Origin of the sequence: Acuticoccus sp. I52.16.1 (genome assembly GCF_022865125.1) — a bacterium.
Classification (GTDB): domain Bacteria; phylum Pseudomonadota; class Alphaproteobacteria; order Rhizobiales; family Amorphaceae; genus Acuticoccus.
The window spans coordinates 1,207,171-1,224,905 of sequence record NZ_CP094828.1 but is presented as its reverse complement, the minus strand read 5'-3'; the positions used below and the strand labels follow the sequence as shown (position 1 = coordinate 1,224,905).

The window sequence follows — 17,735 nt, the reverse complement described above, 5'->3', positions numbered from 1 at the left end:
TTTCCACGGACGGCGGGGGAGCGGCACCCGGAGCGGGCGCCGCGCCCCTCCTAGCCGACGAAGCGCGGCATCAGCCAGCGGGGCAGAGCCAGGATCGCATCCGGGAACAGGATGATGAAGAGCAACACCGCGATCATCGCCGACAGGATGATCGCGACATCGCGCAGCGCCTGGACCATGCGGATCTCGCCGATGGCGCTGGCGATCAGGAGGCATAGACCGTAGGGCGGTGTCACCAGGCCGAAGGCGAGCGACACGACGCCGATGATCGCGAAATGGATCGGATGCATGCCGACGTCCTGCGCCACCGGGTAGAGGACGGTGCCGAGGATGATGATCGCCGGGATCGCGTCGATGAACATGCCCACGATCAGGAAGGCGAGGGCGATGAGGATGCCGGTCTCGGTCAGCCCCGCGCCCCAGGTGGCCATTTCGTTGACCAGCGCCTGGGGGATCTTGAAGTAGGCGAGGATCCAGCCGAAGGCCGACGCGGTGCCGATGCAGAACAGCGAGATCGCCGCGAAGCGCGCCGAATCGTAGAGCACCACCGGCAACCGGCGCGGCGTGATCGTGCGGTAGACGACCATGCCGAGGATCAGCGAGTAGATCACCGCGATGACCGAGGCCTCGGTGGGCGTGAAGAACCCGCCGACGATGCCGCCGATGATGATTGCCGGCGTCGCCAACGGGAGCAGCGCCCCCAGCAGCGCCTGCAGGAACTCCCGCCCGCTCGCCCGCTTGTAGACCGGGTAGCCGCGCCGCACGGCGTAGATGTAGACGATCCCCATCATGGAAGCGGCGATGAGGAGCCCCGGCAGGATGCCGGCGAGGAACAGCCCGCCGATCGAGACCGACATCAGCCCGCCCCACACCACCATGAGGATCGACGGCGGGATCACCACCCCCATCACCGACGAGCATGCGGTGACGGCGACGGCGAAGCTGGAGTCGTAGCCTTCCTTCTTCATTTGCGGGATCAGCAGGGAGCCGATGCCGGCGGCGTCCGCCGTCGACGAGCCGGAGATGCCCGCGAACAGCATCGACACCAGCACGTTGATGTGGCCGAGGCCGCCCGGCAGGTGCCCCACCGCCACGCGCGACAGGTTGACGAGCCGCTGCGTGATGCCGGCCGAATTCATCAGGTTGGCCGCCAGCAGGAAGAACGGCACCGCCAGCAGGACGAACGAGTTGTAGGACCGGAACATCTGGTCGAACAGCAGGCTCGGCGTCAGCCGGTCGGAGATGAAGAAGACGGGAACGCACGCCAGCCCGAGCGAGAAGGCGACCGGCACGCGCAGGATGACCAGCGCGATGAACGTGCCGAACAGGATAAGGGCGACCTCAGCGGGGGACATCGACATGCTCCACGGCCTCGAGATCGCCCGAGCGCCGGATCGGATCGTAGGGGGGCAGCGGCACGGATCCCAGCCGGACATAGTGGATGTCGCGGGCGATCTTCTCGATCAGGAACACCAGCCATACGGCGCCGGCGAGCGGCCAGGCGACGTAGATCGTCACCATCGGCAGCTCGGCGATCTCCGACGTCTGCATCAAGCCCTGATTGACGAAGGGGCGGCCGTACCAGAGGAACGCCACCGCCAGCCCGGCCATGGCGAGGTGCCGCACGAGCTTGGCGAGGCCCAAGGCGCGCGCCGTCTCGGGGACGGGCAGGAGGTCGACGTCGAAGTGGGTGTCATCGCGGACGGCGATCATGGAGCCGACCATGATCATCCAGACGAAGCAGAACCGAGCAAGCTCCTCGGTCCAGATGAAGCGCGGAACGAGGCCCGTGTAGCGCGACAGGACCTGCATCGTGACCGGCACGATGAGGGCGGCGATCAGGAGCGTGATCGCGACCCTGAGCGCCCAGTAGATGATGTCGAGTATGCGGATCATGGCGAGACCACACGGACGGGCGGCAGCGCGCCTCCCGTCCGATCGAGGTCGCTCGTTATTGGATCGCGTTGATCCGATCGAGGGTGTCGGTCGCGCCGAGTTCCTCGGCGTAGGCCCGCTTCACCGGCTCGGCGAGCTCCAGCAGCTTCTCACGCTCCTCGAACTCGTAGGTGGTGAGGAGGCCCTGGTCCTCCATCGCCTCGAGCTTCTGCGAATCCTGGGTGGACTCGATGTCGCGGCCGTACTTGCCGGCCTCGGCACCGGCCTCGCGGATGCAGGCCTGCAACGCTTCGGGCAGGCGGCGCATGGTCTTCCCGGCGAACCCGATCGGCCGCACGGTGATGGCGTGCTGCGTCTTGGAGATGTGCGGCCCGACCTCGTAGAATTTCATCTGCTCGATGCCGGCGGCCTCGTTCTCGGCCGCGTCGATCACGCCGGTCTGGATCGCGTTGTAGACCTCGTCATAGGCGATGACGGAGGGAGCGGCGTTGACGGCGTCGAAGATGCGCGTCTGGATCGGCGCGCCCATGACGCGCATCGGCAGGCCCTTCAGGTCTTCCATGGTGCGGACCGGGCGGTTGACGATAAGGTTGCGCGTGCCGCCGCCGGCATAGCCGATCAGCTCCACGTCCGCACGCTCCGACACGTCCTGCGCGATGGGGTCGAGGCCGCCTTGTTCGAGTACCTTGTTCCAGTGGTCGGTGTCGCGGAACAGGAAGGGCATGTCCATCAGCGGCGCCTTCTTGGAATAGGTCGACATGTGGCTCGGCGAGACGATCGCGTAGTCGACCGAGACGCCCTGCGACATGAAGTTGAAATAGTCCTTCTCCAGGCCGAGTTCGGAGTTTTTGTGCAGGACGAAGGTGACGTCACCGTCGTAGCAGGCATCCACCAGCTCCTCGAACTTGACGAGCGCCTTGGTGAAGGCGTGCTCGTCCCCGAACTGCGAGGCTCCGTGCAATTCGACCGCGTCCTGGGCTTGCGCGGCGCCGAGCGGCAGCGCGGTGACGGCGAACGCAATAGCTGCGATGACACGTTTCATTTGTATCCCTCCCATGACCCGATCTTTTTGCCGGGCCGTTTTATCCGTTCTTTCAGAACGTGTGCGACCAGTATGCTGGTTGAACGCCCGATGCGAAAGGGGGGAATACCTTCGAAGGACTCGGTGGAAAGCTCATATCGACAAAACGATGGGGCTCGATATCGTGAACGGGCCCGATTTCCCTTGCCGGACCGCCGGTTGATCTCGCAGTCGCCCGGCGGGCCGGCCGCGTGGGGGCGCCGCCATCCAATGCGAATGCGATACGACGGGGTGAGCATGGATTGTCTCCCGACGAAACGGAAGGGCACCATGTAACCGTTCCGGCGGCTCGGCCGAAGTCGTCATCGAGGAGAGTGGATGCAGTCGACCGAGAGGGCGTTGCGGGGCCTGATGATCGACGGGCTGAACGGCGATGCGTCGGCTCACGCGGCCTTGTTGCGCCTGCTCGTTCCGATTTTGCGCAGCTTCTACCGGCACCGCATGCGGGGTGACGAAAACGATATCGAGGATCTCGTGCAGGAAACGCTGATCGCCGTCCATACGCGCCGCGCCACCTGGGACCGCGCGCGCCCCTTCACCGCCTGGATGTTCGCGATCGCGCGCTACAAGATGGCCGATCATTTCCGCCGCACCCGCCGGCTTCAGCCGATCGACGGACTCGAGGAGACGCTGGCCGCGGCCGATACCGAGGCGAGCGTCGTCGCGCAGCTCGACGTCGAGCGCCTCCTCGCCGAGCTTCCGCCCAAACAGGCCCGGATGATCCGCGCCACCCGGATCGAGGGGCTGAGCGTCTCCGAGGCGGCGGAGGCGGGGGGCATCGGCGAGTCCGATGTCAAAGTTTCGGTGCATCGCGGCTTGAAGGCGCTGATGGTGCGGGTTCGGGGCGAACAGTGACGACGACGGAGGACTTGGTCCAATCGCTCGCCCGGGACGTTCCGCGCGTCGGCCGCCGCGCGGTGGAGCGGCGGATCCTGGCCGGCGCGGCGGTGGGGGCGGCCGTTTCTGCCCTCCTGGCGGTCGCGGTGCTGGGCTTGCGCGACGACCTCGGCACGGCCGCCCGCGGCGCGGCGTTGTGGACCAAGGTGGCGTACACCCTGTCGCTGGCGCTCGCCGCCGTCGCGATGTCGATGCGGCTCGCCAGGCCGGGGCGCGCGCCCGGGCGCGTCGCCTGGGTGACGGCGGTGCCGGTGCTGCTCCTCGGCGCCCTCGGCGCCGTCGAGCTGACGCGGACACCTCCCGCCGATCGGATGGCGCTATGGCTGGGCGAGAGCTGGGCGAGCTGTCCGTGGCTCGTGCTCGCCCTCGCCGTGCCGGTCTTCGCCGGTCTGCTCCGGGCCTATCGCCGATTGGCGCCGACGCGGTTGCGGGCGGCCGGCGCCGCGGCCGGGCTCACGGCGGGCGCGCTCGCCGCCACGGTCTACTGCCTGCACTGCCCCGAGGCGTCGGCGCTCTTCGTTCTGACCTGGTACTCGCTCGGTATCGTGCTCGCGGCGCTCGCCGGCGCTCTCCTCGGCCCCCTGCTTCTGCGTTGGTGACCTGCCGGGCCGCTCGTGATCTCGACCGCCCGGCGGCATCCGGCCGCTTACTCGGCGCCCCCGGAAAGGCGGCGCCGGGCTGCGATGACGCGCGCCTCACGACGACGTGACGACGCACCGGCGTAACGCCGGGCCCCGGTCGCAACGAACCCTTGTCAGACCGTTCCCCGTGACACGGCGAAGGAGTTGCACCATGAGACGGACCCATCGCGAAATTTCGGAGCGCCATGGCGGCCGCGCCGCGTCGCCCGGCACGCCGTCCCCCGGCCGCGGTGCCGCGCCGAGCGGTCGCGGCTTCCGCGCGGCAGGCGGCCGCGATGGCGCCATCGCGGGAGGCGCCTGATGCCCGTCGACCGCTACGGCACCGCCCACGCCGCGACGGACCCGAGTGCGCTGCGGGCCTTCGAGGCCGCCACCCACGCCGTCCTCGCCCATCGCCCGAACGCCGGCGCCGCCCTCGAGCAGGCGATCGCGCGCGACCCCGGCCTCGTCGCGGCGCACGCCTTGCGGGGGTTCTCGTGCCTCGTCCTCGCCCGCGACGAGTTGGCGCCCGCCGCACGGCTCGCTTTGCAGGCGGCGCGCGAAGCGAAAGACGCCAAGGGCGATGCGGTGCCGGCCGAGGCGGCGCTCGTCGATGCGCTGGCATTGGCCGTGGACGGCCGGTTCCGCGCCGCCGCCGATCGCCTGGACGCCTACGTCGCGACCGATCCGCATGCGCTGCTCCACGTCAAACTCGCGCAGTCGCTGCGCTTCATGGTGGGCGACATCGCCGGCATGCTGGCGGGAACCGGCCTCGTTCTACCGGCTTGGGAGGCGGAGCGGCCGGGCTTCGGCTATGTCCTCGGATGCCACGCCTTCGGCCTGGAGGAGGCCGGCGAACTCGCCGCCGCGGAATGGGTCGGCCGCCGCGCCGTCGCCTGGGCGCCGGACGACGCATGGGGCCTCCACGCCGTCGGCCATGTCTACGAGATGCGCGGCGCTATCGCCGACGGGATCGGCTGGATCGAGGCGGCCCGACCGGTCTGGACCGGGTGCAACAACTTCGCCTTCCACATGGCCTGGCATCTCGCCCTGTTCCACCTGGAGGCCGGCGACCACGCGCGGGTGCTGGACCTCTACGACACCGAGGTGCGCCCGCTTCCCACCGATGATTTCCGCGATATGGCGAACGCGGTGTCGCTGCTGTGGCGCCTCGAACTGGACGGCATCGCCGTCGGCGATCGCTGGGAGGCGCTGGCGGAGATCGCACGCAAGCGCCGCCGCGACGCGACACTCGCCTTCGCGGCGCTCCATAATCTCATCGCCCTCGTCGCGGCCGGCGACGTCGCCAGTGCCCGCGAACTCGCCGCCGCGATGGCCGCGCAGGCCACGGACGAGACGGACCAGGGCGACGTGATGAACGCGGTGGGGGTCGACCTGGCGGGCGTGATCCTGTCGTTCGGCTTCGGCCCGCGCGGGCCGGCGGCGCTCGGCGTCCTCGCGACCCGGCTGCAGGACCTCGGCGGGAGCCACGCGCAACGCGACGTATTCGTGCGGACCCTCGCCAAGGCCGCGGCCGAGCGCGGTGACCGGGTGGCGCTCGACAGGGTGCTCGCGGCGCGGCGCCGCCTGAAGTGCGACGACCGGTTCGTCACGACACTCGACGCTCGCCTCGATGCTCGCCTCGACGGGCGCCCCGGCCTGCGCATCCACGCATGACGCGCGCCCGTCCGCCCATGCCGGGGCCGGTGTCCCCGTGCGACCCCCGCCGAATGGGGCACTCCGACGGCGGGGCGCGGCCCGCCCCCGTCACCGCCGGGGTTCGTGAGATGATCGGACCCGCGATGGGTAGCGAGGCTCGGGCCCGGCGGTAGCGCGATGGAAATGTATCAGGTCCGCTATTTCCTGGCGGCGGCGGAACAGCTCAACTTCACCCGCGCCGCCGAGCGTCTCCATGTGGCGCAGCCGTCGCTGACGCGCGCGATCCAGAAGCTGGAGGACGAACTCGGCGGACCGCTCTTCCGCCGCGAGCGCGCGAACACGCACCTCACGGAATTGGGGCGCATGATGCTGCCGCACCTCGCCGCCTCGCTGGCGGCGGCGGAGGCGGCGAAGACGCAGGCTCGCAGCTTCTCGCGGCGCGAGGCGGGGCAGTTGACGCTCGGCGCCTCCTCGGCGGTGTGCGCGCAAAGTGTCGCCCCGCTGCTGTGTGCGACCGCGCGCGAGATCGCCGGCCTCGGGTTCGACGTCGTCATCGCCCCTTCGGCCGACCTCGAAGAGCGGCTGATGGGCGGAGAACTCGACGCCGCCTTCCTCACGCCGCTCGCCGGGGACGCGCCCGGTCACGAGCGCTTAGACCGGCACGACGTGATCGACGATCCGCTCGTCGTCGCCTTCGCGCCGGAGCACCGCTTCATGCGGGCGCGCGAGGTGACGCTGGAGGATCTGGACGGCGAGGCACTCGTGGTCCGCCGCGGCTGCGGCCACGAGGACGCCATCGCGGCGGCGATGGAGGCGCGCGCGGTCGTCCGCGCCGTGCGCCACCGCAGCGACGACGAGCGCTGGATGGGCGAGATGGTGCGCGCGGGCCTCGGCGTCGTCCTCTGGCCGGAGGCGGCGGCCGCCGCGTGGGGGCTGCCGTTTCGGCCGCTGGCGGACCTTCCCGTCACCTTTCGCGTCGCGCTGACCACGGTCGCCGGCCGGCGCCGCTCGCCCGCACTCGCTGCGTTGTTGCGCCAAGCCGGCATGACGGCTTCGGGCGACCTCGCCTGGCCGGTGCCGGCCGCATGAACGGTCAAATCCGGGCGACGATCTCCTCCGGATCGAGGCGAACGCAGGTGTCCGGATCGATGTGGGCGAGTGCGATCGTCCCGTCCGGCGCGAGGAGGTAGGTCGCCGGGATCGGCACGAGCCAGGCATCCGTGCCGTAGATGTGGCCGAGGTCGACATCGAGGTCGAGCAGGGCGTGGCGCAGCATGTCGGGCATTCGGAAGACGAGGCCATACTGCAGTGCCACGCCGTTCAGCCGGTCGGTCAGCACCGTCAGCCCGGCAAGGCCGCAGGTCCGCGCCGCGAACGCTGCGCTCGGCGCCTGCGGCGAGATCATCACCAGTCGTGCCCCGCGCGCGGCGATGCGCGATCGTGCGTCGACCAGGGCGTCCATCTCGATCCGGCAGAAGGAGCACCACTCGCCGCGCAAGAACGAGAGGACGACCGGCCCCGCCGCCAGCGCGTCCGACAGGACGAACGGCGCCCCCCGGCCGTGCGGCAAGGCGAAGTCGGGTGCCCGGTCGCCGGTGGTCTTCGCCCCGCCCGCCATGCCGCTGCGGCGAAGGTGGGCGGTGGCGTCCTCCATGCTCGCCCGATAGGCGGCGTCGAGCCGGGCGACGTTGCCTTTCAGCCGCTGCGAAAACGGGGTGAGGGGTGCTCCTCCCGTCATGCGCGGACCGCCCAGGCGAACCCGCCCGCGCTCACCGCCGAACGCTCACATGGCGCGCCTTTCGCGCCAACGCACGACGAAGGCGGTGACGACGCCGAACACGACGTGTCCGCCCAGCGAGGCCCAGGTGAGCGGAATGAAGCCCAGGAAGGCCGGGAGACCCGCCACCAGGTGCGCCATGACGAACAGGGCGAAGATCCAGAGGCCGACGCCGAAACCGGCGCCCGTCAGCCACCAGGGCAGGCTCGGCAGCACGAGACGTTGCAGCGGCCGGGCGATGAACAGATATCCGAGCGGATAGAAGACCACGCCGACGATCCCGTGGATCACCTCGGCGAGCAACGTGCTGGAAAAGCCGAACACGCTGCGGATCAGCGCTGCCGGTTCGAGCGGGCCGCCGACACCCGGAAGGTGAGGCGTGATCAGCCGGGCCCAGACCTCCCAGCTGATATCGGCCGCTGCACCGGCGAGGAGCGCCGTCGTGAGCGTCGCGGTCGTCAACGGTGGCACGAGGCCGGTCATGCGGGCGCCCATCGTGAGCGTCGGGGACGACGTCTTGTCCATCTCGGTCTCCTTGAAGAACCGGGCCCCTCGACCCGGTGGCCTCGATGATGGGGACGGCGCGGTGCGTCCGGAAATATAGATTGGCTCCCGGTTCGATAGGCGCCAGCTATCGAACCGCCTCGGGGCCGCTCGGTCGCCGCCCTATGGCCGCACGTCAGACCATGAAGTCTGCGAGATCGACGTCGCTCGGGGCGGTGTTCTGGAGGACGACGAGCGTGGAGCCGAGGGCGAGGGTCGTGTCCGCGCCGGTCTGGGAGAACACGAGGTCGTCCTCGTCCGCGTCGAAGGCGGTGAGGTCGATCGTGTCGATGCCGGCGTCGTAGTCGCCGATCGTGGTGCGCGGGCTCGTCGGTGCGATGACGAAGGTGTCCGCCGCGTTGGTCTCGGATCTGCCGGCGTCAAAGCCGATGAGGACGTTGACGCCGGCCCCGCCGTCGAGCGTGTCTTCCCCGCGTCCGCCGACGAGCAGGTCGTCGCCGCGGCCGCCGAGCAGAGTGTCGTCGCCGGCCCCGCCGTACAGTTCGTCGTCGCCCTCGCCGCCGCGCAGTTCATCGCGACCAATGCCCCCCCGCAGGAGGTCGCCGCCACCGTTGCCCAGGAGACGGTCGTCACCTTCGCCTCCGTTCAGCGTGTCGCCCACCGCCCGTCCGATGAAGACACCGTCGACGATCTCGTCGAAGCCGTTGAAGCCGTTGATATTGACGATGTTCAGTCCGATGTTCTTCAGGACGACGACGGCGGACCCGAGTGTGACGATCGTGTCGTCGCCGTCCTGGGAGAAGACGAGCGGCCCCCCGACCGAGTCGAAGGCGGTCAGGTCGACGGTGTCCGCGTTGCGCTCGTAGTCCCGGATGGTGGTGCGCGCGTTGCCGGCCGCGACGACGAACGTATCCTGAGCGTCGCCGCCGACCAGGAAATCGATGCCGGAGCCGCCATTGAGCGTGTCGGATCCTTCGCCGCCGACGAGGAAGTCGTTGCCGCGGTTGCCTTCGAGCAGGTCGGCGCCGTTCTGGCCGCGGAGCGTATCGTCGCCGGTATGTCCGACGAGTTCGTCGTTGCCGTCTCCGCCGAAGAGGACGTCGTCGCCTTCGTTGCCGAAGAGGCGGTCGTCGTCGTCCTGCCCGTCCAGCGTATCGTCGCCGGCGAGCCCGACCAGCGTGTCGGCGCCGGCACCGCCGTAGGCCGCGTCGTCGCCGCGTCCGCCGATCAGGGCGTCGTTGCCCAGGCGCCCCAGGAGGCGGTCGTCGCCGCCGGAGCTGCGGATCGTGTCGTCGCCGGCGAGGCCGTTGATCGTATCGTCGCCCGGCGTACCGGTCAGGTCGTCGTCGTTGGGCGTCGCGGTGTTGGGCTCCGCTTGCACGGCCGCGAATGCGTAGGCGTAGAGGCCGGTCGCCCCGTCCCCTTGCCCGACCGTCAGTACGTAGGGATCGCCGTCGACGGTCGTCAGAACCGTCGTCTCGACGCCGAGGAGCCCGTCGATCTCGTCCCCCTCGACGATGCCGCCCTGCGGCGAGAGCGATCCGTCCGGGTCGATTGATGCGACCTGCAAGCCATCGGGAACACCGGTGACGACGAGGTAGCTGGTCCCGTCGATCGTCCCGGTCGCGAGGGGGGATGTACGGTGGCCCACGCCGGTGTCGAACGTTTCGTTGAACGTCCCGGCGTCCGTCCGGCTCCAACCGAGAAATCCGTCCCGCCGAGCCTTTCCGTAGAAGTAGGTGACGTCGCCGACCTGCGTGCTCACCTCGGAGCTGGCGTCGAAGATGAAGATGCCGGTTGCGATCAACTCACCGAATGTCCCGTCCTCGTAAAGGGGGTAGTACGCATAGAAGGAGTTGAATTCGTTGCCGGAGTCATAGGCGCCTTCGACGAAGATGGCGCCCTCGTCGTGCAGGGAAGCGGTGAAGGACCGCGCGAATGCGAGGCCCACCCGGTCGGTCTCGACAAATGTCCCGTCCGCTTCGACCCGCTGGGCGGTGTATCCGTTCGCGGACCCCAGGCCGACAAAGCTGCGATCCCCGACGGTCAGCACATCGATATCGTTGGAAACGCTCTGCGCCTCGAAGGTCTGCGTGGCGATCGGCGTCAGAGAGCCGTCGTCCTCGATCCGATAGCTGCTCAGGTTGTCGGCGTCGTCGGTCTCGCCGACCGTGAAAAGGTAGGTCGCCTCACCGACGGCAACGACCTCGAAATCGAGTTGGCCCACCGGATCGGCCTCGGTTTCGATCGCGTCCAACGATCCGTCGGACGTCAATTCGTAGGCGACGGTGACGGCGTCCCCGATGTTCGGACCCGTTTTGACCGCCGCATAGACGAATGTCCGGTCGCCGACGACGGCGGCCTCGATGTCCCTCGCCCCGGTGATCTCGACGAAATCGGTCTGTCGGAGTGTCATTCTGGGGTCTTCCTGTCGCGCGTCCTCGGATCGCGCCGACGCCGGCGCCGCCCGTACGGGATCACATGCACAGGAGTTGGGCAACCGTCCGACCTACCGGTCCGATCGACCGCGAGACCCGTTCGTGAGGGCGCTGCGGCGAGGGTGCCGGGATGGGATATCGTGAGGTGCCAGAAGGACGCGGCGGGAATGCGGGTGAGTATGAACGGCGCATGTGGAGCACTGGAGCCGCTGGAGCTCCACGGGAACACGGTTCCCGGCGATCGCAACCACTTCAGACAGGAGTGGTGCCCAGGAGAGGACTCGAACCTCCACGGGTTGCCCCACACGGACCTGAACCGTGCGCGTCTACCAGTTCCGCCACCTGGGCTTGGGGTGGAGCCACGCGAGGTATAGCCAACCCGTTCGCGAGTCAACTCCATTCGCTCACGAACTTCACCGCTCATGCAAACGAACAGCCAATCGTCCCGGCGGCGCGATCCACCGTTGCTCTCAAAAGCGCAACGCCCTAACCCTGGAACTGCACCAAGGTGGCGGGCGAGGGAACGATGGAGCGCAATCCGAGCAAGTTGGTCACGGTTTTCGGGGGCTCTGGTTTTGTCGGGCGGTACGTGGTCCGCGCGCTGGCCAAACGCGGCTGGCGTGTGCGCATCGCCGTCCGCCGGCCCGATCTCGTCGGCCATCTGCAACCGATGGGCGGCGTCGGCCAGATCGCGCCGGTGTTCGCCAACGTGCGCAGCAAGGAGAGTGTCGCGCACGCGATCTCCCATAGCGACGTCGTGGTGAACCTGGTCGGCATCCTGTCCGAGGGCGGCAAGCAGACGTTCGACGCGGTGCAGAAAGAGGGCGCCCGCAACGTCGCCGAGGCGGCGAAGGCGGCGGGGGTCCCGCACCTCGTCCACATGTCGGCGCTGGGGGCGGATGCCGACGGGGCGTCCGACTATGCCAGGACCAAGGCGGCGGGCGAGGCGGCGGCGCTGGAGCACTATCCCGGCGCGGTCGTGGTGCGGCCCTCGGTGCTGTTCGGCCCGGAGGACGACTTCTTCAACCGCTTCGCCGGGATGGCGCGACTGTCGCCGGTGCTGCCGCTGATCGGCGGAGGCGAGACGCGGTTCCAGCCGATCTACGTCGGCGACGTCGGCCAGTTCGTGGCGGCCGCGGTCGAGGGGGACATCGCCGGCGGGCGGATCTACGAGCTGGGCGGGCCGGACGTGAAGACCTTCCGCGAACTGATGGAGCTGATGGGCGAGATCACGCACCAGAAGCGCAAGCTGGTCTCGCTGCCGTGGGGCCTGGCGAAGGCGAAGGCGCGCGTCCTGCAATACCTCCCCAAGCCACCGTTGACGCCCGACCAGGTCGAGCTGCTGAGGACCGACAACGTGGTTTCCGAGGCGGCCGCCGCCGAAGGCCGGACGCTGGCGGCTGCGGATCTCGACCCGCGCAGCATGACGGCGATCCTGCCGACCTACCTGTGGACCTACCGCCGCAACGGCCAGTTCGCCGAGCCCGGCAGCGCCGCCTGACGGGATCGCGGCGGTGGCCTCCCCACCGCCGGCCGGTCGCTCGACCGGCGGGCGGCCGCGGCGGCTGATCGCCGGCGGCGCCCGCGCATCGTCAACCCGCGTAGGTGATGATCGCGAGGCCGAGCACGCCCACCGCGATGCGCCACCACGCGAACGGCGTGAACCCGTGGCGCGACACGAAGTCCAGCAGAGTGCGCACCACGAACACCGCCGAGATGAACGCCGTCACGAAGCCGATCGCGATGATCAGCCCATCGTTGACCGAAAGCACGTTGCGGTTGGCGTAGAGGTCGTAGACGAAAGCCCCGGTCATCGTCGGCAGTGCCAGGAAGAAGGAGAACTCCGCCGCCGCGCGTTTGTCGGCCCGGAACATCAGCGCCCCGCCGATCGTCGCCCCGGAGCGCGAGACACCCGGCACCAGCGCCAGCATCTGGCAGCAGCCGATCGCGAGCGCGAGCCACAGCGGGAACCGCGTCGCGTCGTGGTAGTGCGGCGTGGGGGCCTTGCGGTCGATCATGAGCAGGGCGACGCCGCCGACGATGAGGCTGGTGCAGATCAGCGCCGGACTCTCGTAGAGCACGGTCTTGATGAAGTCGTGCAGGAGCACGCCGGCGATCGCGGCCGGCAGGAAGGCGATGACGATGCCGGCGCAGAAATTGCGCGCGGCCGGGTCGTGCGGGATTGCCAGCACGATCTTGGTGAGCTTGACGGTGTAGACCGCGAGAAGGGCGCAGATCGCGCCGAGTTGGATCAGCACCTCGAAGGTCTTACCGGCCGAATCGAAGCCGAGAAGTTCGCCCAGGAGAAGGACATGGCCGGTGGACGACACGGGAATGAATTCCGTGAGACCCTCGACGATGCCCAATATGATCGCCGAAGCGATTGTGTCGGCTTCCATTCGTTCGCCCTATGTGATGTCCGTGTGAACCGCTATATCGCGTTCGGCCTGCATGCGCCGGAACGCGTGCGGCGTCCCAACACCTTTGTTAAGCGCTAGGCGCTGGAGTCGATGATCCTTCACCACCATCCCTTCCTTCCCGCGTGTCGCTTCGCCCGGCTCGCGCTGGCCGAACACGCGATCGAGGTGGACCTGACGACGGAGCCCTTCTGGGAGGGGCGGCCGGAGTTCGTGGCCGTGAATCCGGGTTTGACGCTGCCGATGGCCTACGACAACGGCCGCGGCCCGCTGATCGGCGCGCGGGTTTTGATGGAATACGTCGACGAGCGCTACGGCGACATGCGCTCCGCCCACCGCCTGATGCCGTCCGACCCGATGCAGCGCGCCGAGGTGCGCCGCCTCGTCGACTGGTTCCTGGTGAAGTTCGACGACGAGGTCGCCGGGCCGCTGGTGATGGAGCGGATCCTGAAGCTGGAGATCCCGAACAAGCGCGGCGGCGGTGCGCCGGACTCCGGGGCGATGCGCCAGGCGCGGCACAACATCGTCGGCCACATGCACTATCTCGGCGCACTGACGTCCTCGCGGCATTGGCTCGCGGGGGACAGCCTGAGTTTTGCCGATCTCGCCGCCGCGGCGGCGCTCTCCAGCGTCGATTATCTGGGCGAGGCGCCGTGGGATGCCGATCCTGCGGTGAAGCAGTGGTATCAGCGGGTGAAGTCGCGGCCGGCCTTTCGCCCGCTCCTGACGGACAAGGCGCGCCTCGTCGCGCCCGCCCCGCATTATGCCGACCTCGACTTCTAGCGAGGCGGCCAAGCGGTTCCTGCGCGAGGACGCGCTGGCGGCGGGATTCTTCGACCTGCGCGTCGCCGACCCGGCGACGTTCGCCGCGGTGCACGGGGCGCGCCTGGAGGCGGCCGTCGCCGCGGGCCACCATGGCGACATGGCGTGGCTGCCGGCGACCGCCGCGCGCCGGCGCCATCCCCAGGCGCTGTGGGCCGAGGCACGCTCGGTCATCATGCTGGGGATGAACTACGGCCCGCGTGCCGACCCGATGAAGGATCTGGCGCGGCGCGATCGCGGGGTGGTTTCGGTCTACGCACGGGGACGCGATTACCACGATGTAATGAAGGGGCGGTTGAAAGGCCTGGCGCAGCGCCTGGTGGCGCGCTTCGGCGGCGACGTGAAGGTCTTCGTCGACACCGCTCCGGTGATGGAGAAGCCGCTGGCGGCGGCGGCCGGGCTCGGCTGGCAGGGCAAGCACACCAACCTGGTCTCGCGCCGGGCGGGCTCCTGGCTCTTCCTGGGCGCGATCTTCACCACGCTGGAGCTCGCCCCGGACGACGCGGAACGCGACCATTGCGGATCCTGCCGGCGCTGTCTCGATGTCTGCCCCACGAATGCCTTTCCCGCGCCCTACAGATTGGACGCCCGCCGCTGTCTGGCCTACCTGACGGTCGAGGCCAGGGGTATGATACCGCGGCCCTTTCGAGCGGGGATGGGAAATCGCATCTTCGGCTGTGACGACTGCCTGGCGGTGTGTCCGTGGAACCGGTTCGCGCAGGAGGCCTCCGAGATGAAGCTGGCGGGCGAGGACGAGCCGGCACCGCTGGCCGAGCTGGCGAGCCTCGACGACGCGGCCTTCCGCACGCGCTACGCCGGCACGCCGGTCAAGCGGCTGGGGCGGGAGCGCTTCGTGCGCAACGTGATGGTCGCGGTGGGCAACGCCGGGGAGCCCGCGCTGGCGCCGCTGATCGAGGCGCGGACCGCGGACGCGGCGCCGCAGGTTCGGGCGGCGGCGGTGTGGGCCGCTGGGCGGGTGCTGCCGGCCGATCGGCTCGCCGCCTTGCGTCTGGCACGGCGATCGCAGGAACATGACCCGCTGGTACTGAACGAGTGGCACCACGAGGAAGAGCCATGCACGCCCTGACCGACGAACCGCGCCAGACCGACATGCGCCTTGTCGGCCTGGGATTCGGGTACTCCGCCCGCGCCTTCATGCGCCTTGCCCGCCCCTCGAGTGTAGTGGGCACCACGCGCTCCGAGGATAAGGCGGATGCGCTGCACCGTTCGGGGGTCCGCTCGGTGCTGTACCACGGCGAAGAGAGCCTGACGCTCTCCGAGGCGGTGCGGCATGCGACGCACCTCTTGGTCTCGGCGGGGCCGGACGGGGACGGGGACCCGTTCCTGCGGGTGATCGAGCGGGACCTGGCGCATGCGCCGGACCTGAAGTGGATCGGCTACCTTTCGACCGTGGGGGTCTATGGCGACCACGACGGGGCGGTGGTGGACGAGCGGGCGAGCTGCCATCCGACGGCGGATCGCGGGGTGTGGCGGCTGGAGGCGGAGGCGGCGTGGACGGCGCTGGGACGGCGCATCGCGGTGCCGACGGCGGTGTTCCGCCTGGCGGGGATCTACGGGCCGGGGCGCAACCAGTTCGTGGCGCTCGAGGCGGGGAAGGCGAAGCGGATCGTCAAGCCGGGGCAGGTGTTCAACCGGATCCATGTAGAGGATATCGGGCGCACGCTGATGGCCTCGGTGGAGCGGCCGGCGTCGCGCGTCTACAACGTGGCCGACAACGAACCGGCGCCGCCGGAGGAGGTGGTGGCCTATGCGGCGGCGCTGATGGGGGTGGAGCCACCGCCGGAGGTGCCGTTCGACGAGGCGGAGCTGTCGCCGATGGCGCGGTCTTTTTACGGAGAAGTGAAGCGGGTTTCGAACGCGCGCATCCGTCAGGAGTTGGGGGTTCGGCTCGCGCATCCCACATACCGCGAAGGGTTGAACGCGTTGTGGGAGAGCGGGCGTTGGCGAGACTCTTATTGATGCTGGCGTGCGTGGTGTCGGGCGGCACCGCGCTGGCGCAGTATGATGCGCAGCAGAACCGGCAGATCTTGCAGGACCAGCGGCGGGATGCGCAGTCGGTCCAGCAGCAGCAGTCGTACGAGCGGCAGCTTCAGTCGTACGAGCTGCGGGACCGGGCGATCCGCAACTCGCAGCGGCAGGTGGACACGTTCCGGCCGACCGACCGCCCCGGCATCGGCGTGAACGGCACGACGACGCTGCGGTAAGCGACAGGCGCCGGGCGGGTGCGGGGCGCGCTCGCTGGCGGCCGGCGGGTTTCGACGGATGGGGGAGGGGCGCTCCGAGGGCGCCTTTTTTCGTGTGCGGAGGGCGGTGCCGGCTGGGCGCGCGGTGGCGCGGGCGTGCGGGCGCGGCTTCGCGCGGCGGGGCCGGCGGAGGGCGGACGGGGAGGCGGGACGCGAGAGGGCGACCGCTGATGAATTTTGTGAGGCCGTCCTCACGCGTCCCGTTCTCGGCTTTTTCGCGGGTCCGGGTGGGCGTTACGGCTCAGGGTGAACCGTCACACCGATCCATGGGGCCTCTCCCCGGAGAGGGGACAGTCGCGGCTATCGGGCCCGGCCCGTCGTACCACCGCGCATCGTCATCGGCCCGGACCGCTCCACCTTCGGCCGGTGCGCTCGTTACGCGCGCCGACCGGAGGCAACCGGTGCCCCTCACCCCGTCGTCGGTCGGTCCGGTTCCGCCTCCCCCGGGTGAGGGACGGTGGGAGTATGGAGGCGGCGGCGAACGAATGATTGCGACAGCCGACTGTGTAACCGACGGGGATCTTGAGACGACGACGGGTGATTTCAATAATCCTACGAGCGGAGTTTGCAGTTGGATCAGTATATCTATAAGCGCAAAGAGTGGATGGATTGGCTCGAATTTGATGAGCACCAGGCGATCAAGCACCAGCTCCAAGCGTTATTATGGTCGGACGCGTCTTTTCGGTTGATAAACGAGGCGAGACGCTACGCGTCAGAGGCCGGCGGCCGCTTCGCTGTCCTGAATCCGATCATTGTCGATTCAATCGATCGTGGGTACATTTCTGAACAATTATTTATTATTCGGAGATTGATGGAACCGGCAAGTAGGAGGCCCGAGAGGCAAGTTATATCTCTGCGGCGTTTGATAGATGATGTCTATACGCATCGTCGTATTATTTGTCGTTCGAAGTACATAGAGGCATGCAAGTGTGTTGGGGGACCATCGTCCTTGTCGGAGCGATCTCTCAGTCAGACATTTGATCAATTTACCGGAGAGCGCGCGGGAAACGCTCCAGGCGATGACTCTGTCAGTGAAGAGTATTTTGATTGGGTAGAGCGGACACTAAATCTTGCTCCGATCCAAAAAATTTCGAGCTACGCGAACAAGTACGTCTTACATTCGGCCGACAAAGCGAGCCGGATGGGGGTGGACCCGAGTGGAGTATGCTTGGACGAATTTCGGGGCTGCCACTCAGCCATAACGTCCGTGGCAGCGAAGATGAGCTTGTTGGTCACTGGTCGAGATCTAGGCGGGGTGCCGAGGCCGATGTTTGATCCGATAGAGTTCTGGGAGGCATCATTTGCGCCTCCCAGTGACTTTCCAGTGATGATGGACGAATGGGAACAGGGTTCTTTGGTA

16 protein-coding genes and 1 tRNA gene are annotated in these 17,735 nt (G+C 68.6%); 9 read left to right on the top strand and 8 right to left on the bottom strand.

Translation table 11 applies throughout. From position 1 onward, the window contains the following. Positions 1–50: 50 nt before the first annotated feature. The 3 genes from MRB58_RS05550 to MRB58_RS05540 are packed head-to-tail and all read right to left on the bottom strand — an operon-like array spanning position 51 to position 2,938. The gene (locus MRB58_RS05550; protein WP_371747236.1) at positions 51–1,355 is read right to left on the bottom strand and encodes a TRAP transporter large permease; all 1,305 of its coding nucleotides are present in this window, start codon (positions 1,353–1,355) and stop codon (positions 51–53) included. Then, complete coding sequence (locus MRB58_RS05545) at positions 1,342–1,896, bottom strand: TRAP transporter small permease (RefSeq protein WP_244780732.1); 555 nt, start codon at positions 1,894–1,896, stop codon at positions 1,342–1,344. The genes MRB58_RS05550 and MRB58_RS05545 overlap by 14 nt, the downstream gene beginning before the upstream one ends. A gap of 55 nt (positions 1,897–1,951) precedes the next feature. Continuing rightward, on the bottom strand, positions 1,952–2,938 hold the full coding sequence (locus tag MRB58_RS05540; RefSeq protein WP_244780731.1) for a TRAP transporter substrate-binding protein: 987 nt from the start codon (positions 2,936–2,938) through the stop codon (positions 1,952–1,954). Between the two features lie 357 nt (positions 2,939–3,295). On the opposite strand from MRB58_RS05540, the gene MRB58_RS05535 reads away from it, so the two are divergent. The 4 genes from MRB58_RS05535 to MRB58_RS05520 all read left to right on the top strand — a co-directional run bounded on the left by MRB58_RS05535 (position 3,296) and on the right by MRB58_RS05520 (position 7,242). After that, positions 3,296–3,832 carry a sigma-70 family RNA polymerase sigma factor gene (locus MRB58_RS05535; RefSeq protein WP_244780730.1) on the top strand — a complete coding sequence of 179 codons (537 nt, stop codon included), beginning with the start codon at positions 3,296–3,298 and terminating at the stop codon, positions 3,830–3,832. 14 nt (positions 3,833–3,846) lie between these two features. After that, positions 3,847–4,473, top strand: coding sequence for a DUF1109 domain-containing protein (locus tag MRB58_RS05530; protein WP_244780729.1), 627 nt, complete (start codon positions 3,847–3,849; stop codon positions 4,471–4,473). 342 nt (positions 4,474–4,815) lie between these two features. Next, a complete protein-coding gene (locus tag MRB58_RS05525) occupies positions 4,816–6,171 on the top strand; it encodes a tetratricopeptide repeat protein (protein WP_244780728.1) in 1,356 nt (451 codons plus the stop codon). Between the two features lie 159 nt (positions 6,172–6,330). Beyond that, positions 6,331–7,242, top strand: coding sequence for a LysR family transcriptional regulator (locus MRB58_RS05520; RefSeq protein ID WP_244780727.1), 912 nt, complete (start codon positions 6,331–6,333; stop codon positions 7,240–7,242). A gap of 4 nt (positions 7,243–7,246) precedes the next feature. On the opposite strand, the gene MRB58_RS05515 is transcribed toward MRB58_RS05520, so the two are convergent. The 4 genes from MRB58_RS05515 to MRB58_RS05500 form a co-directional block, all read right to left on the bottom strand. Further along, the gene (locus tag MRB58_RS05515) at positions 7,247–7,891 is read right to left on the bottom strand and encodes a peroxiredoxin-like family protein (protein WP_244780726.1); all 645 of its coding nucleotides are present in this window, start codon (positions 7,889–7,891) and stop codon (positions 7,247–7,249) included. Positions 7,892–7,936: 45 nt separating this feature from the next. Further along, complete coding sequence (locus tag MRB58_RS05510; protein ID WP_371747279.1) at positions 7,937–8,413, bottom strand: hypothetical protein; 477 nt, start codon at positions 8,411–8,413, stop codon at positions 7,937–7,939. 196 nt (positions 8,414–8,609) lie between these two features. Beyond that, on the bottom strand, positions 8,610–10,850 hold the full coding sequence (locus MRB58_RS05505) for a calcium-binding protein (RefSeq protein ID WP_244780725.1): 2,241 nt from the start codon (positions 10,848–10,850) through the stop codon (positions 8,610–8,612). 285 nt (positions 10,851–11,135) lie between these two features. Next, a tRNA-Leu gene (locus tag MRB58_RS05500) sits at positions 11,136–11,220 on the bottom strand. Positions 11,221–11,398: 178 nt separating this feature from the next. On the opposite strand from MRB58_RS05500, the gene MRB58_RS05495 reads away from it, so the two are divergent. Next, positions 11,399–12,373 (top strand): complex I NDUFA9 subunit family protein, encoded by a 975-nt coding sequence (locus tag MRB58_RS05495; RefSeq protein ID WP_244780724.1) that lies wholly within the window; start codon positions 11,399–11,401, stop codon positions 12,371–12,373. 91 nt (positions 12,374–12,464) lie between these two features. Here MRB58_RS05495 and MRB58_RS05490 read toward each other — a convergent pair whose 3' ends face one another. Further along, positions 12,465–13,271 (bottom strand): undecaprenyl-diphosphate phosphatase, encoded by an 807-nt coding sequence (locus tag MRB58_RS05490; RefSeq protein ID WP_244780723.1) that lies wholly within the window; start codon positions 13,269–13,271, stop codon positions 12,465–12,467. Between the two features lie 111 nt (positions 13,272–13,382). Between MRB58_RS05490 and MRB58_RS05485 the strand changes: the two genes are divergently transcribed. From MRB58_RS05485 to MRB58_RS05470, 4 genes are read left to right on the top strand one after another with little or no spacing between them, the layout of a single operon-like run. Continuing rightward, positions 13,383–14,072, top strand: a complete 690-nt coding sequence (locus MRB58_RS05485; RefSeq protein WP_244780722.1) for a glutathione S-transferase family protein — start codon at positions 13,383–13,385, stop codon at positions 14,070–14,072. Next, complete coding sequence (gene queG, locus MRB58_RS05480) at positions 14,053–15,198, top strand: tRNA epoxyqueuosine(34) reductase QueG (protein ID WP_244780721.1); 1,146 nt, start codon at positions 14,053–14,055, stop codon at positions 15,196–15,198. The genes MRB58_RS05485 and queG overlap by 20 nt, the downstream gene beginning before the upstream one ends. Next, the gene (locus MRB58_RS05475; protein WP_244780720.1) at positions 15,186–16,091 is read left to right on the top strand and encodes an SDR family oxidoreductase; all 906 of its coding nucleotides are present in this window, start codon (positions 15,186–15,188) and stop codon (positions 16,089–16,091) included. Before queG ends, MRB58_RS05475 begins: the two co-directional genes overlap by 13 nt. Further along, the gene (locus MRB58_RS05470; RefSeq protein WP_244780719.1) at positions 16,073–16,336 is read left to right on the top strand and encodes a hypothetical protein; all 264 of its coding nucleotides are present in this window, start codon (positions 16,073–16,075) and stop codon (positions 16,334–16,336) included. The genes MRB58_RS05475 and MRB58_RS05470 overlap by 19 nt, the downstream gene beginning before the upstream one ends. Positions 16,337–17,735: the final 1,399 nt, after the last annotated feature.

Bases quoted from the DNA above. Each gene is read 5' to 3' on its own strand.
- MRB58_RS05550 (WP_371747236.1), bottom strand. From the start codon at position 1,355: ATGTCCCCCGCTGAGGTCGCCCTTATCCTGTTCGGCACGTTCATCGCG.
- MRB58_RS05545 (WP_244780732.1), bottom strand. From the start codon at position 1,896: ATGATCCGCATACTCGACATCATCTACTGGGCGCTCAGGGTCGCGATC.
- MRB58_RS05540 (WP_244780731.1), bottom strand. From the start codon at position 2,938: ATGAAACGTGTCATCGCAGCTATTGCGTTCGCCGTCACCGCGCTGCCG.
- MRB58_RS05535 (WP_244780730.1), top strand. From the start codon at position 3,296: ATGCAGTCGACCGAGAGGGCGTTGCGGGGCCTGATGATCGACGGGCTG.
- MRB58_RS05525 (WP_244780728.1), top strand. From the start codon at position 4,816: ATGCCCGTCGACCGCTACGGCACCGCCCACGCCGCGACGGACCCGAGT.
- MRB58_RS05520 (WP_244780727.1), top strand. From the start codon at position 6,331: ATGGAAATGTATCAGGTCCGCTATTTCCTGGCGGCGGCGGAACAGCTC.
- MRB58_RS05515 (WP_244780726.1), bottom strand. From the start codon at position 7,891: ATGACGGGAGGAGCACCCCTCACCCCGTTTTCGCAGCGGCTGAAAGGC.
- MRB58_RS05510 (WP_371747279.1), bottom strand. From the start codon at position 8,413: ATGACCGGCCTCGTGCCACCGTTGACGACCGCGACGCTCACGACGGCG.
- MRB58_RS05505 (WP_244780725.1), bottom strand. From the start codon at position 10,850: ATGACACTCCGACAGACCGATTTCGTCGAGATCACCGGGGCGAGGGAC.
- MRB58_RS05495 (WP_244780724.1), top strand. From the start codon at position 11,399: ATGGAGCGCAATCCGAGCAAGTTGGTCACGGTTTTCGGGGGCTCTGGT.
- MRB58_RS05490 (WP_244780723.1), bottom strand. From the start codon at position 13,271: ATGGAAGCCGACACAATCGCTTCGGCGATCATATTGGGCATCGTCGAG.
- MRB58_RS05485 (WP_244780722.1), top strand. From the start codon at position 13,383: ATGATCCTTCACCACCATCCCTTCCTTCCCGCGTGTCGCTTCGCCCGG.
- queG (WP_244780721.1), top strand. From the start codon at position 14,053: ATGCCGACCTCGACTTCTAGCGAGGCGGCCAAGCGGTTCCTGCGCGAG.
- MRB58_RS05475 (WP_244780720.1), top strand. From the start codon at position 15,186: ATGCACGCCCTGACCGACGAACCGCGCCAGACCGACATGCGCCTTGTC.